The organism is Marivita geojedonensis (genome assembly GCF_002115805.1).
GTDB classification, from domain to species: Bacteria; Pseudomonadota; Alphaproteobacteria; order Rhodobacterales; family Rhodobacteraceae; genus Marivita; species Marivita geojedonensis.
This window is the reverse complement of sequence record NZ_JFKC01000023.1, coordinates 24897-39801: the sequence shown is the minus strand read 5'-3', so window position 1 is coordinate 39801 and position 14905 is coordinate 24897. Positions and strand designations below refer to the sequence as shown.

Below are 14905 nucleotides of genomic sequence, written 5' to 3'. Positions count from 1 at the left end.
GCATCACGCTTTACTGCGTGTTGTGCTTGTCCAAAAGCTCTTTCGCACGTGCGATCAGGGCATTTCCATCGATGCCCTTCTCATCCATCTCGGCGATCCATTCCGCCGTTGTTGCCGCCGCCGCCTCGCGCCACGGTGCGGCATCAGCCTCGGAGATGGTGATCACGTTGTTGCCAAGGTCGAGCGCCTGTTCGCGCCCCGGCGCATCGTCCGCCTGCATCTGCGCACCGGCCATGCGGCTGAACTCGGCACCCGACTGAGAATCGATCGCCGCCTTGAGGTCATCCGGCAGGCTCTCGTACTTCTCCTTGTTCATCGCAAAGATGAAGGTCGTGGTATAAATCGCCGGTCCGTCAAACTCGGTATGGTTCGACACCAGTTCAGGAACCTTGAGCGCGCCCGTCACTTCCCACGGAATAACCGTTGCATCCACTACACCCTTGGACAGAGCCTCGGGAATGGCCGGAACCGGCATGCCGACGGTGGTGGCACCCAGATTGGTAAAGAGCTTGTTCGTGACCCGCGTCGGTGCGCGCAGCTTGACCCCGTTCAGATCTCCCGGTGACTCAATCGGGTCGGCCGAATGAATAACGCCAGGACCGTGAACCCAGACCGCCAGCACTTTGAAGTCGGCAAAGTCCTGATCCATCATCTGCTCTTCGGCCAGCTCCCAATAGGCGGCCGACATGTCACCCGCATCGGTCATGGTGAAGGGCAGTTCGAACACCTCGGCGCGCGGGAAACGGCCCGGCGTATACCCCGACACCGTCCAGATGATATCGGCCACACCGTCAATCGCCTGGTCAATAAGCTGCGGCGGCGTACCACCCAGTTGCATCGACGGGAAATGCTGGATCTCGATCCGCCCGCCCGACGCTTCCATCACCCGCTCCGCCCACGGAATCAGCACGTTCTTGGGCACGTTCGCCTGTGCCGGCAGAAACTGGTGCATCCGCAGGGTCACCTCCTGCGCAAAGGCTCCGGTGGCCAGCATTGTTGCCAGCGCAGTGGTCCCCGCGAGCTTCAGAAATGCACGCTTGATCATGGTAGTCTCCTCCCTGTTTTGTGCAGGCATAAACGCACAAAGCCGGCAGGGAATCCAAGGAAAAACTAGCCGCGCCCGATATAGGGCATGGTGGTCGCCATCACCGTCATGAACTGCACATTCGCATCGAGCGGCAGGCTCGCCATGTGCAGCACCGATGTCGCCACATGCGCCACATCCATCACCGGCTCGATCGGTTTGCCCGCCTCTTCGGCCTGCGCACGCAACCCGTGCACGATCTCAGTCTCGGCATTGCCGATATCGATTTGCCCGCAGGCAATGTTGAACGGTCGCCCATCCAAAGACAGCGTCCGCGTCAGCCCGGTGATCGCGTGTTTCGATGCCGTATAGGGCACCGATCCCCAACGCGGCACGTGGGCCGAGATCGACCCGTTGTTGATGATCCGCCCGCCCTGCGGGTCCTGCATCCGCATCCGCGCAAAAGCCGCCCGCGCACAGAGGAAACTGCCCGTCAGGTTCACGTCGATGCAGTGCTTCCAATCCTCCAGCGGGATCTCGTCGATGGTCGCACCGAACACGCCCGTGCCCGCATTGTTGAACAGCGCATCGAGCCGCCCCCAACGCTCCATCACCGTGGAAAACGCGGCGTCCACCGCCGCCTCGTCGGTCACGTCACAGGGCAGCGCCAGCGCCGCCTCTGACCCCGCCGCGATCTCCTCCAGCGGCGCCGCCCGCCGCCCGATCAGCCCGACCTTCCAGCCCGCCGCCAGAAACGCCTCGGCACAGGCCTTGCCGATACCGCTGCCCGCGCCCGTAATGATGATCGTCTGTCCCATGCCGCCTCCTTGTCTTCATCCCGGGCTTCATCTTGCCCATAAACTCCGGGGGAGTCCGCCAATGGCGGACGGGGGCAGCGCCCCCACCCGGTCAGTGGTTGTCCCGCGGCAGGTCCCTGGCAATCCGCTGATACGCCGTCGCCAGTTCAAGGCAGCCACCATCTGCGAGTTGCCCGACATGCCGGCGATAGATCTCCTGCCACGGGGTCTGGTTGACGATCTCCGGCGCCTCCCACGCCGCCTTCCGCGCCTCCCATTCCGCCTCATCGACCAACGCATTCAGGGTCGAGGCATTGAGATCCAGCCGAACCCTGTCCCCGGTCTGGAGATAGGCCAATCCGCCGCCGACAACCGCCTCCGGTGACGCGTTCAGGATCGACGGGCTTTCCGATGTCCCGGATTGACGCCCATCCCCCACCGTCGGCAGGTGGTTGATCCCCGCCTTAACCAGTGCATCGGGCGGCTGCATGTTCACCACCTCCGCTGAACCAGGATAGCCCACACACCCCACATTTCGAATGAAAAGGATGCAATTCTCGTCAATCGCGAGGTCCGGATCATTGATCCGGTCGTGATAATCCTCAGGCCCCTCGAACACGATCGCCCGCGCCTCGAACACGCCTTCCTCTCCGGGTTTGGACAGGAAACGCTTGCGGAAATCGGCGGAAATCACGCTGGTCTTCATCAGCGCGGAGTCAAAGAGGTTGCCCGACAGCACCTTGAACCCCGCCTTGTCGCGCAGCGGCGCATCATAGGTGGTGATCACATCCCGGTCCAAACTCTCCCACGACGCCAGCACATCCCCCAGCCGCTGCCCCGAGGCGGTCATCACCCCCTCATGCAACCGCCCGGCTTTGCGCAGCTCGCCCATAACTGCAGGCACACCGCCCGCGCGGTAGAAGCTCTCGCCCAGATATTCGCCTGCCGGCTGCATGTTCACCATCAGCGGCACATCGAAGCCGATCTTCTCCCAATCGGTCACGTCCAGCTCCACCCCCGCATGGCGCGCAATCGCCTGCAGATGCGGCGGGGCGTTGGTCGAGCCGCCAATCGCTGCGTTGACCACAATCGCGTTCTCGAACGCCTCGCGCGTCAGGATGTTCGACGGTTTCAGATCGTCGAGCACCATCTGCACGCATCGCTTGCCGGTCTCATAGGCCATGGCCATTCGCTCGCGGAACGGCGCGGGGATGGCCGACGACCCCGGCAGGGTCATGCCCAACGCCTCGGCCATCGCGTTCATGGTCGAGGCCGTGCCCATCGTGTTGCAATGACCCAATGAGGGCGACGAGGCACAGGCGAGATCCATGAACTCCCCATAGCCGATCTCACCCCGCGCCATCAGACGCCGCCCTTCCCAGATCGTCGTGCCGGACCCTGCGCGCTTGCCCTTGTACCAGCCATCCAGCATCGGACCGCCATTGAGCGCAATCGCCGGAATATCCACCGTCGCCGCCCCCATGAGCTGCGCCGGCGTGGTCTTGTCACAGCCCGTGGTCAGCACCACCCCGTCGATGGGATAGCCGTGCAGCACTTCGACAAGGCTCAGATAGGCGAGGTTCCGGTCCAGCGCCGCCGTAGGGCGCTTGCCGGTCTCCTGAATCGGATGCACAGGGAACTCCATCGGAATACCCCCGCCATCGCGAATCCCCGCCTTGATCCGGTCCATCAGGAACACATGGATCTTGTTGCAGGGTGCCAGATCCGACCCGGTATTGGCGATCCCGATGATCGGCTTTTCCGCCTGCAATTCGCCTTGGGTAAAAGACTGGTTCTGGTAGCGTTCGAGATAGAGCGCCGTCATGCCCGGATTGTTGGGATTGTCGAACCATTCCTGTGACCGGAACCGCTTCTTCGCGCGCGTGTCGGACATCTGATCTCTCCCCTCATCTGTCCCAAGCGTTCTGGACAATCCGCGCGCCAACAGCAAGTGTCAGCGCAAACATTGAAGAGGAGAAACCCCATGATCGAACGCCAGGACATCGGCACGCGGATGAGCAAGATCGTCAAACACAACGGCACCGTCTATCTCTGCGGTCAGGTGGGCGCAGGCGAGACCGTCACCGAACAGACGCAGGACTGCCTCGCCCGCGTGGATGCGCTGCTGGAAAAGGCCGGATCGTCGCGCGAACAGATCCTGCAGGCCGTCATCTGGGTCGCTGACATGGCCGATTTCGCGGAAATGAACGCGGTCTGGGATGCCTGGGTGCCCGAAGGCCACGCCCCCGCCCGCGCCTGTGGGGAGGCCAAGCTGGCCCGCCCCGAGCTTAAAGTCGAAGTGATCGTGACCGCAGCTTACGAATAAAGACCGGCGGTCCGCGCCCGCAACTGCACCAGCGCCAGCACCGTATCAATCGTCGGTGTTGGCACACCCACAACACGGCCCAACTCCTGCACCGATCCGACCAGCGCATCGATCTCCATCGGACGGCCCTGATCCAGATCCTGCAACATCGATGTGCGATGCGCACCAACAGCCGCACCGCCATCAATGCGCCGTTCCACATCAATCGGGAACTTCACACCCAGCTTTTCCGCAATCTCCTGCGCCTCGAGCATCATGCCCTTGGCCACCGCGCGCGTGCCGGGGTCGGTGCAGAGCACATCCAACGTGGCATGGGTCAGTGCCGAGATCGGATTGAACGACAGGTTGCCCCAAAGCTTCACCCAGATCTCATCCCGCAGACGCGGCCGGACCGGCGCTTTGAGCCCTGCCGAGGACAGGGCCTGCGACAGCGCCACAGCCCGCTCGGATTTCGACCCGTCCGGCTCACCCAAAGAGAACCGGTTGCCCTCGATGTGCTTGACCACACCCGGCTCGATCACTTCAGCCGCCGGGTAGACGACACAGCCCAGCACCCGGTCCGGGCCGAACCCGTCCCACTGCGCATTGCCCGGATCGACGCTTTCCAGCCGCGTGCCTTCGTGTTCGCCACCGATCATGTGGAAATACCACCACGGCACGCCGTTCACGCCGGACACGATGGTGGTGTTCGGCCCGATGAGAGGCTGCATCTTGTCCACGATCGGCGGCACCGAATGTGCCTTGAGCGTGACGATGACGTAATCCTGAACGCCAAGGTCAGCCGGATTGTCCGACGCGGTTACAGAGACAACCGTTTCCTCGCCCCCCTCTTCGATCAGCTTCAACCCGTTGGCCTGCATCGCCGCCAGATGCGGCCCGCGCGCCACAAGGCTCACATCCGCGCCGGCCTGCGCCAGCTTCACACCCATATAGCCGCCAATGGCGCCCGCTCCGAATACGCAAATCTTCATCGCTCACCCCAAAACGATCCGCCGATGGTCTGCGAACCGCTCCTCCTTCATCTTGCCAAATAAACTCCCGCCGGAGGCTCCCGCAGGAGCCACCCGGCGCTTCATCCGAACCTGAAATCAGGCCGGTTCCACAAGCCCCAGCTTCTCTGCCAGACCAATCCGCTGCATCTTGCCGGTTGCGCCTTTGGGGATCTCGTCAAGGATGATCACCTTGCGCGGCACTTTGAAGTCAGCCATGCGGGTCGCTGCAAAATCACGGATGTCCCGCTCGGTCGCCGCGACACCGTCCTTAAGCACGACGGCAGCAGCCACTTCTTCCCCCAGCTTGGGATGCGGCAAAGCAAAGGTCACCACCTGCGCGATCGCCGGGTGATCCAGCAGAACGCCATCCACCTCCAGCGGCGAAACCTTCTCGCCGCCGCGATTGATGATTTCCTTCAATCGCCCGGTCAGATGCAGGAACCCATCCTCGTCAAACGCACCCTGATCGCCGGTGCGGAACCAGCGCTTGCCATCTGATTCAAAGAAGTTCTTCGCGTTGGCGTCGGGGTTGCTCTCGTAGCCCGGCGTGACATTCGGGCCCGAAATCACCACCTCGCCGGTGCCATCGATCAGGCGGTTTTCGGTCTCATGCGCCACACGCACTTCCGGGCCAGCAGCCACACCCACAGCGCCCGGCTTCTGCCGATCGAACGGGTTGCAGCACATCTGGTGCGCGGCTTCGGTCATACCGTAGGCTTCGATCACCGGTGCGTTGAACGTCTCGCGCAACTGCTCCATAACCTGCGCCGGCAAAGACGCCGAGGACGACCGCAGGAAGCGCAGCGGCACTTCTGCGATCACATCGGCATTGCGCCCAGCGCGGGTCAGGATCGCCTGGTGCATGGTCGGAACGGCGGTGTACCAGGTGGGTGTTGCATCACGCATCCAGCCAAAGAAGCGCAGCGCGTCAAAGCCCGGCGCGCACCAGATCGACGCCCCAACCGAGAGCGACGCCGACACAGCGGCCAAAAGCCCGTGAATGTGGAACAACGGCATCACGTTCAGGCAGCGGTCATCCGCCGTCAGGTTCAGCGACTTGGCGATGTTATGCGCCGACGCCGCCACGTTCGATTGCAACAGCGGCACGATCTTCGGTCGCGACGTAGTGCCCGACGTGTGCAGGATCAGCGCCACATCCCCATCCGTCGGATCGCTCGCAGGCAACGCATCACCCGTCGCGCCATCGGCGGACAGGGTAAAGTACCCCGCAGGTGCGCCCTCGGCCACAACAGTGCGCAGCACCATCAGTCCCAGCGTCTTCGCCGCCGCCAAGGCAGGGCCGTCATAGCCATCCGCCAGAACAATCGCCTTTGCGCCAAGGTCTTCGAGGTAGAACGCGTATTCGTCCTCGCGGTAGGCCGGGTTCAAAGGCGCGGTTGTGGCCGCCTGAGCGATGGTCACAAAGGCCGACGCCATTTCCGGTCCGTTCGGCAGCACGATCGCCACCCGGTCGCTCGGCCCGATCCCGAAGCCGCGCAGCGACGCGCTCACCTCAGCCGACAGATCGCGCAGCCCGCCATAGCTCAGCCACTCCCGTCCCGGCGCACCCAGTGCCTTTGAATTGGCGTCATGTCCCTCAAGCAGTGCCTTGACGTTGGTAGCCATTGCCCTGTCCCCTCTTCAGTCAATTATGTTCAGTTCACTCCGCCGGAGCGATGCTCCGGGATCCTCCCTTGCGCAGATACTTAACCAGCGGAAGCACAAAGAAAAGCGCTGCCAGTGCAATAAATGTGCCAGAGAGCGGTCGTTCGATGAACGCGAGGACATTTCCCTGCTCTGCGATCAGGGTCTGACGGAAGCTCTTTTCCATCAACGGGCCAAGAACAAGCGCCAACACCAGGGGGGCCAGCGGGTAGTCTGCCTTGCGCAGCAGATACCCCGCTACGCCAAAGCCCGCGATGAGCCAGACATCATGCATTTTCTGGCTCGGGGCAAAGCCACCGACGATGCAGAGCACGATCACGATGGCGCACAGCACGGTAAATGGCATCCGAAGCGCCCAGACAAAGAGCGGGATCAGCGCGATATTGATCGCCACGGCGGCAAAGTTCGCGGTGTAGAGCGACGAAATCAGGCCCCAGACGAAATCCGGCTGCTCGATGAACAGCATCGGGCCGGGCATCAGTCCCCACATCACCATACCGCCCAACAGAAGCGCAGTTGTGGGCGAGCCCGGAATACCCAACGTCAGCATGGGAAGCAAAGACCCGGTCGATGCCGCGTTGTTCGCGGTCTCAGGCGCAGCCACGCCTTCGATGTTGCCCTTGCCGAACGTGTGCGGCTCTTTCGAGGTCGACCGGGCAATGCCGTAGGCCATCAATGCCGCCGGGGTCGCCCCCGCCGCGGGCAGCATCCCGACGAAGAAGCCGAGGAAGGATCCGAGACTCATGGTCTTCCAAAGGCGGTTCATCGCGCGCATCCCTGCGCTTAGTTCCTTGAGGGTAATGCGCGCAGGCGTCACCTGTGGCGCGGTCCGCGAGGTTTCGAGCGTGTAAAGGATCTCCCCGATCCCGTAGACCCCAATCGCCAGCACAAGGAAACTGATCCCCGAAAAGAACCCCGGCAGATCACCGAAGATCAGGCGCGGCTGTCCCGAGATGAGGTCAAGACCGACGGTGCTCAGCACCAGCCCGAGGCAGATCATGACAATGGTCTTGAGAACGTCATCTCCGCCAAGGCCAACAAAGGTGGTGAACGCCATCAGAACCAGTGCGAATTCCTCGGCAGGGCCGAACGCCAGCGCAAGATCGGCCAGAGGCACGGCAAACAGCGTGAACAGCACAACCGACAGCGTGCCTCCTATGAAGGACGCAACCGCAGCGGCGATCAGCGCCAGCCCCGCTTTGCCCTGTTGTGCCATCGGTCGCCCGTCGAACGTGGTCGCAACGGCTGTTGAGGCCCCGGGTATTCCAAGAAGGATAGACGAAATCGCGCCGCCGTACATCGCCCCGTAGTAGATCGCGGCAAGAAGGATGATCGCGGAACTGGGCGGCACGATGAAGGTCAGCGGCAGCACGATGGCCACCCCGTTCACCGAACCCAAACCCGGCATCGCGCCGATAAACAGCCCCGCCGTGACCCCAAGGATCACAATCATCAGATTGAGCGGGGAAAGCGAGGTTGCAAAGCCGTCCGCAAGAAGTGCCAGCGTGTCCATAGTCTCAGCCCCGGATCAGAAGAACATTGCGTAAAGCGGGAAGAAAAGCGGCTCCGTAAAGCCCTTGGGAAGCAGGATTTTCAGTGTCACTTCGAAGAAGAAGAACAGGAAAACCGGCGTCCCAAGTGCCAGGCAACCGGTCAGGAACCACGAATGGCGACCGAAAATCCTGACGTACCAGAACATGAACAGCGGGATGGCGATATACGCACCGGCCACCGGGATCAGCGCGATTGTCGCGAACAGCGCGATCACGACCGAAATCACGGATTTGAGCATCACCCCGTCGAAGAACGACTGCCCGCCATGATCTTCACCAAGGCTGCGGACAAAAATGCCCCCGGCAGCCAGCAGCATGACCAGAGACAGCCAGAATGGAAACGCGCCGCCCCCCGGTCCACCTGTCATGCCGTTCCAACCGATCGGCAGTTCCGTGGCGTGCCACATGAAATAGGCGGATAGCGCCATGATGGCGATGGCGATCACTCTGTCCGCAACAAGCATCGCAGTCTCCCCAGTATGTATGATATCTCCGGATCACCCTGTCCGGTTGGTCGAAAGGGCCGGGACAAACGCACACCCCGGCCACTCTCACGTGCTTTGGCTCTCAGCAAAGCCGCTTACGAAGACCCGTCGCCTTCCATGTCGGCAAGGATGGCAGCGTGTTTGTTCCGCTCTTCGAGAAAATAGGCCTGAAGCTCGTCTCCGGTCAGGAAGTCCGCCATCAGAGCCTTGTCCTTGGTGTAGGTCTGCCACTCTTCGGTTTCGGACAGCTTCTGGAACATCTCGGTGTAGTAGGCAACCGCTTCCGCCGGCATGTCCTTTGGCGCCACGAAGGACCGCTGCATCCAGTAAACGATGTCGTGGCCGAGTTCGGTCGCGGTCGGCGTGTCCGGGAACACGTCAATCCGGTTCGGGGTGAAGGCCACAATCGGGCGCACCTTCCCTGCCTGGTAGAAGCCCAGCGCTTCGGAGGGGTTGTTCACCGTGCTGTCGATATGACCGCCAACAAGGTTTTTCGCCACATCGCCGCCGCCTTTGAAGGGCACGTAGGTTACCTTGATGTCGAATTCCTTTTCCAGCATCGCGGTCACGAGGCTGTCTTCCTGCCCGGTGCCGGTGCCACCCATCTTCCACTCACCGCCCGATGCTTTGACCGCGGCCACGTAATCATCCAGCGTCTGAATATCGCTGTCGGCATTGACCCACAGCACGAACGTATCAAGCGCCATTCGCGCGATCGGTGTGAACTCTTCGATATCGACCCCGATATCGGTGCGCAGCGGCGTGGTGTAGTAGCTGTTCAGCGTCGCCATGATCTTGTGCGCGTCGCCCTCGCTGTCCTTGAGATAGCGCAGAGCCTCGGCGCCGGAACCGCCACCCTTGTTCACCGGCAGAACCGGCATCGAGGCAAGGTTTTCTTTCTGGATGATCGACTGGAACAGGCGCGCCAGGCGGTCTGCGCCGCCGCCCTGACCGGCCATGATGACCATTTCAATCGGCTTCTGCGGCTTCCAGCCTTCGGCAAGTGCCGATGTGGCTCCTGCTGCAATCATCGCAACCGATGCGACCCCTGCCAGCGCAGCGCGACGTGTCATTTTGTAGATCATGTAATATCCTCCCGATCAAAAAGCCCGCTCCTGTAAGCGACAGATGCCGCCACTCCTCCCTCGGACTTGAGAAATAGATATCTGGACGAAATAAAATTTCACGCGCATAAGGGTCATGGAGTTAATTCTTGCATTAACAAAATAATAAATTGTAAATTTGTAAACATGAGCAAGACCTTTGTTGGCCCCCAACTCCGCCAGTTGCGCCGCCAGAACAAGCATACGCAGGCCGAGATGGCCCAGAGGCTTGGCATCTCGCCGGCCTATGTAAACTTGCTGGAAAACAATCAGCGCAGCCTGTCGGTACAGGTGCTCGTCGCCCTGACCGAAGCCTACGGTATCGATATGCGCAGCCTTGTCACCAATACCGAGGCGACCAAGCTGGCCGATCTGCGCGCGGCCGTACGCGACCCGGTCTTCGGAGACGACCCGCCTGACCTGACCGAACTGCGTGGTGCGCTCGATCATGCGCCCACTCTTGTCGACCGATTCCTGCACCTGCATCAGGCGCATCGCTCTATGGCCGAACAGTTCCGCCGCCTCGCCGGACAGACCGATGGCGGCGACCTGCGTTTCAAGACTCCTGAGACCGCGATCCACGACGTGTTCCGCGCCCACGAGAATCATTTCGACCCGCTGGAGCGGCAGGCCGAAGACCTGCGCGCGCGGCTGGGCGGGTCGCATGACGACATGTACGCCCTGCTCAAACGCCACCTGCGCCTCGAACACAGCGTCACCTGCACGGTACAGAAACTCTCCGACATGCCCGGCGCCTTGCGGCTGTTCCGCGAAACCGATGGTATCGTTCATCTGTCCGAGGCGCTGGATCACCCCAACCGGGTGTTCCAGCTCGCCCACGTCATTGGCCTGCTCGAAGCGCGCGAGACCGTGCAAAGCTATGTTGCGGCCAGCGGCATAACGGAAGACGCCGGCCGAGCGCGCCTGACGGTGGAACTGACCAACTACTTCGCCGCTGCGCTTTTGATGCCCTACACCGAATTCCTGACACTGGCCGAGGCCACGCGATACGATATTGACCGCATCATTTCCGGCTTTGGCGTCAGCTTCGAAATGGTCTGCCAGCGGCTCACCACCCTGCAACGCGACGGCCAGCGCGGCATCCCGTTTTTCTTTCTTCGGGTCGACCGCGCGGGCAACGTGTCCAAACGCTTCAACGCCACCACGATCTCGCTGGCCGAAGAGGGCGGCGCCTGCCCGGTCTGGGACATTCACGGCGCGTTTCAGGTGCCGGGACAGCTGCTCCCGCAATTCGTCGAGATGCCCGACGGTGGACGGTTCTTCACTCTGTCGCGCACCTCGGACCGGCCAGTGGTGGGCGCACGGTTGCAGGAGCGCCGTCTTGTCGTCGCCATAGGGTGCGACATCGATCAGGCGCACCAGGTGGGTTACGCCCAGCGCTTCAACATGGACGACAAGACGCTTTTTGCCCAGATCGGCACAAGCTGCCATGTCTGCCCCCGCACCGCCTGCCCGCAGCGCGCACACCAACCTTTGCACGTGACCCTGCCCGTCGACGCCAACCGTCGCGGACAGACACGCTACGAGAGCTGACCACCAGCACAACCGCAAACGCGCACCCGACACGTCCGCTCTTGTAACGGTTTCCCCGGACGCCCCCGTCAAGGACGCCTTGGAAAAAGGCCTCAAACCGCCAGACCCGGATGTGATCAAAAGTTGATCACCCGTCGCATGGGCGCGGACGCCCCTGCGTGGTAAGCCACGCCAGACCATCAAAGGACCAAACCCATGCATCAGCCGCCCCTGCCCCTGACCCAAGATCTCGTCCTCATCGGCGGCGGCCACACCCATGCGCTGGTGCTCCGCAAATGGGCGATGAAGCCGCTGCCCGGCGCGCGCCTCACGCTGATCAACCCCGGCCCGACAGCCCCCTATTCAGGTATGCTCCCCGGTTTTGTCGCGGGTCACTACAGCCGCGATCAGCTTGATATCGACCTTGTCCGACTCGCCCAGGCCGCCAATGCCTGCCTGATCCTCGGATCGGTCACCGGCATAGACCCGGCCCGTGGTCTGATCCAGACCGACACCCACCCGCCCATCGGGTTCGATGTCGCCTCGGTCGATGTCGGCATCACCTCGGACATGCCCGACCTGCCCGGTTTTCCCGACCATGCCGTGCCCGCCAAACCGCTCGGCCCCTTCGCCGCGCAATGGGACGCGTTCCGCAATGGCACAGGTCCGGCCACGGTTGCCGTCATCGGCGGCGGCGTTGCGGGCGCGGAACTGGCGATGGCGATGGCCCACGCGCTCAAGCAGCGCAAACGCCACGCCACGATCCACCTGATCGACAACGCCACGGCCCTGACGGCCCTACCCGCAAAAAGCGCCACCCAACTGCGCGCTGCCATCAAGGCGCTCAACATCGTGCTGCACGAGAACGCGCAGATCACGCATCTGGGCAAGGACACCATCACCCTCGACGACGGCAGCAGCATCACCGCCCGGTTCATCACCGGCGCTGCTGGCGCACGCCCCTATCCCTGGCTGGCCGAGACGGGCCTGACCACACATGACGGCTTTCTGACGGTCAATGACCGCCTGCAAACCAGCGACGCGCGCATCTTTGCTGTCGGCGACTGTGCACATATGGCCCAGGCCCCGCGGCCCAAGGCGGGTGTCTATGCCGTGCGGCAGGCCCCGGTTCTATTCCATAATCTTGCCTCCGCTCTCTCGGGTGGTCCGCTCAAGACCTACGTGCCACAGAAAGATTACCTGAAGCTTATCTCGCTCGGGAAAAAGTCGGCGCTGGGCGATCGCTTCGGCCTCACCTTTACCGGCCCTTGGGTGTGGGACTGGAAAGACCGCATCGACCGCAAGTTCATGGACCAGTTCGATGACCTGCCCAAGATGCCCACACCGCCCCTGCCCTATCCCCGCGCCAAAGGCGTTCAGCAGGCGATGGGCCCGAAACCGCTTTGCGGTGGCTGTGGCGCGAAACTGGGGCGCGATGCACTGTCGAAATCCCTTGCCACGCTGAAACCCGCCCAGCGCGCCGACATCACGCCGCTCCCCGGCGATGACGCAGCGCTTCTTCTGACAGGCGGTGCGCGGCAGGTCTTTACCACGGACCATCTGCGCAGCTTCTGGTCCGATCCTGCCGTGATGGCCCGCATCGCGACCCATCACGCGCTGGGCGACATCTGGGCGATGGGCGCGAACCCGCAGGCGGCGACCCTGTCGATCACCCTGCCGCGCCTGTCTGAACCACTGGCCGAACGCACCCTGACCGAGATCCTCACTTCGGCCCAGACCATCCTGCAAGATGCCGGTGCCGATATCGTCGGCGGCCACAGCACACTGGGCGACGAACTGACCATCGGCCTCGCCGTCACGGGATTGCTCGACCGGGATGCGATCACACTTGGCGGAGCGCAGGACGGCGCAGCGCTCATCCTCACCAAATCCATTGGCACCGGCGTGATCATGGCAGCCCTGATGTCCGGCAAAGCGCGCGGTGCAGACGTTGCGGGCGCGCTGGATACGATGCAGCAGGGCCAGAAAACCGCAGCCCACATCCTGCGCGACGTGGCGCAGGCGATGACCGACCTCACCGGATTCGGCCTTGCAGGGCACACGCAGAACATCTGCATCGCCTCTGGCCTGTCAGCCACCCTGACGCTTGACACCATCCCGCTCCTGCCCGGCGCGCTGGTCCTGTCCGAACGCGGAGAACATTCTTCGCTTTACGCGAACAATCGCGCCGGATTTTCAAACATCCCCGACAGCCCGCACAGCCGATTGCTCTTTGATCCGCAAACCGGTGGTGGGCTTCTGGCCGCTGTACCGGTGGATCAGGCGGATGCTCTGGTCGACACACTGCGCCAGAACGGCCACCCCGACAGCGCCATCATCGGCCACCTGCATGCAGGTCCGGTTGGTCAGGTCTCCATCGCCTGAAGCGCAGCCTCGACCTGAGTTGCCACCTGTTCCAGATGCGCAGGCGTCAACCCTTCTGCCGCGACCTGCGCAATCACATTGGGGGCCATCGCCTTCATCGACTTGGCGTAAGCCAGATCGTAATGGTCCTCCATCAACGACCGCGTCAGCGCCCGCTTGTCACCCGCCGCGCTCAACACGATCCATTGCGCGACCAATTCCTCACCCCGATGCGCCTTGAGCGGGGCAAGGCGGGCGTGCAGCGTGGGCCGGTCCGACAGGATGTCGTCATATGCCCGCAGCAAATACTCCGTCCGCGCCTCAAGCGGTGCGGTCACCTCGATCCAAGGCGCCACCTTCATCCCGTCCCACAGTGACGGAGGCACAAGGATCTGCCCGATCTTGCTGCTCTCCGCCTCCACCAGCACGGGCCGCGCCGGATCAAGACGGCACAGCACCCCCGCCAAGGCGCTTTCAAACGCCTTCTGCGACGGCTGTTCCCCCATCGACCCCAGAAGCGACCCGCGATGGTTGGCCAGCCCCTCGAGGTCGATCACCTGCACACCCCGCGCCGCCAGAAGCGGCAACAGCTCTGTCTTGGCCGTGCCGGTATAGCCGCCCAGCTGCACGAACCGGAACGGCAGAGGGCTATGATGCAGCATGTCCGCCACAAGCCGCCGATAGGTCTTGTACCCGCCCTGAACCACGTCGGACCGCCAGCCGATTTCCCTGAGCAGCCACGCGAAAGACCCCGACCTTTGCCCCCCGCGCCAGCAATAGATCAAAGGACGCCAGCGACCGTCATGATGGGACAAAGAGGTTTCGATATGGTGAGCGGCATTGCGAAACACCAAGGCCGCCCCGATCTTGCGCGCGTCAAACGGGCTGACCTGCTTGTACATCGTGCCCACCCGCGCCCGTTCCTCGTTGTCGAGAACCGGCAGGTTGATCGCACCGGGCACATGGTCCTCGGCGAATTCCGCAGGGCTGCGTACGTCGATCACGGTGTCATACCCGTGGTCGAGCAGTTCGGTCAGGCTGGATGGGGTCAGCGGCATGAAAC

12 protein-coding genes are annotated in these 14905 nt (G+C 62.7%); 3 read left to right on the top strand and 9 right to left on the bottom strand.

Annotated elements, in window-relative coordinates:
- Positions 1–10 precede the first annotated feature (10 nt).
- The 3 genes from MGEO_RS17345 to MGEO_RS17335 form a co-directional block, all read right to left on the bottom strand.
- Positions 11–1045 carry a TRAP transporter substrate-binding protein gene (locus MGEO_RS17345; protein ID WP_085640709.1) on the bottom strand — a complete coding sequence of 345 codons (1035 nt, stop codon included), beginning with the start codon at positions 1043–1045 and terminating at the stop codon, positions 11–13.
- Positions 1046–1110: 65 nt separating this feature from the next.
- The gene (locus tag MGEO_RS17340) at positions 1111–1842 is read right to left on the bottom strand and encodes an SDR family oxidoreductase (protein WP_085640707.1); all 732 of its coding nucleotides are present in this window, start codon (positions 1840–1842) and stop codon (positions 1111–1113) included.
- Positions 1843–1933: 91 nt separating this feature from the next.
- Positions 1934–3715, bottom strand: coding sequence for an IlvD/Edd family dehydratase (locus MGEO_RS17335; protein WP_085640705.1), 1782 nt, complete (start codon positions 3713–3715; stop codon positions 1934–1936).
- A 90-nt stretch (positions 3716–3805) separates the two neighbouring features.
- Between MGEO_RS17335 and MGEO_RS17330 the strand changes: the two genes are divergently transcribed.
- The gene (locus tag MGEO_RS17330; RefSeq protein ID WP_085640703.1) at positions 3806–4147 is read left to right on the top strand and encodes a RidA family protein; all 342 of its coding nucleotides are present in this window, start codon (positions 3806–3808) and stop codon (positions 4145–4147) included.
- Here MGEO_RS17330 and MGEO_RS17325 read toward each other — a convergent pair.
- The 5 genes from MGEO_RS17325 to MGEO_RS17305 all read right to left on the bottom strand — a co-directional run bounded on the left by MGEO_RS17325 (position 4138) and on the right by MGEO_RS17305 (position 9927).
- The gene (locus tag MGEO_RS17325) at positions 4138–5118 is read right to left on the bottom strand and encodes a 2-dehydropantoate 2-reductase (RefSeq protein ID WP_085640701.1); all 981 of its coding nucleotides are present in this window, start codon (positions 5116–5118) and stop codon (positions 4138–4140) included. The genes MGEO_RS17330 and MGEO_RS17325 overlap by 10 nt on opposite strands.
- Positions 5119–5235: 117 nt before the next feature.
- A complete protein-coding gene (locus MGEO_RS17320) occupies positions 5236–6765 on the bottom strand; it encodes an acyl--CoA ligase (protein ID WP_085640699.1) in 1530 nt (509 codons plus the stop codon).
- A gap of 34 nt (positions 6766–6799) precedes the next feature.
- On the bottom strand, positions 6800–8317 hold the full coding sequence (locus MGEO_RS17315; protein ID WP_085640697.1) for a tripartite tricarboxylate transporter permease: 1518 nt from the start codon (positions 8315–8317) through the stop codon (positions 6800–6802).
- Between the two features lie 15 nt (positions 8318–8332).
- Positions 8333–8821, bottom strand: a complete 489-nt coding sequence (locus tag MGEO_RS17310) for a tripartite tricarboxylate transporter TctB family protein (RefSeq protein WP_085640695.1) — start codon at positions 8819–8821, stop codon at positions 8333–8335.
- 116 nt (positions 8822–8937) lie between these two features.
- Positions 8938–9927, bottom strand: a complete 990-nt coding sequence (locus MGEO_RS17305; protein WP_085640693.1) for a Bug family tripartite tricarboxylate transporter substrate binding protein — start codon at positions 9925–9927, stop codon at positions 8938–8940.
- Positions 9928–10092: 165 nt separating this feature from the next.
- Between MGEO_RS17305 and MGEO_RS17300 the strand changes: the two genes are divergently transcribed.
- Together MGEO_RS17300 and selD are read left to right on the top strand one after the other, a co-directional pair.
- Positions 10093–11499, top strand: a complete 1407-nt coding sequence (locus MGEO_RS17300; protein ID WP_085640691.1) for a helix-turn-helix domain-containing protein — start codon at positions 10093–10095, stop codon at positions 11497–11499.
- Positions 11500–11694: 195 nt separating this feature from the next.
- Positions 11695–13863: a selenide, water dikinase SelD gene (gene selD, locus MGEO_RS17295; protein ID WP_085640689.1), complete on the top strand. Its 2169-nt coding sequence runs from the start codon at positions 11695–11697 to the stop codon at positions 13861–13863.
- On the opposite strand, the gene mnmH is transcribed toward selD, so the two are convergent.
- Positions 13845–14900: a tRNA 2-selenouridine(34) synthase MnmH gene (mnmH, locus tag MGEO_RS17290; RefSeq protein WP_085640687.1), complete on the bottom strand. Its 1056-nt coding sequence runs from the start codon at positions 14898–14900 to the stop codon at positions 13845–13847. The two genes, selD and mnmH, sit on opposite strands and share 19 nt — an antisense overlap.
- Positions 14901–14905 lie beyond the last annotated feature (5 nt).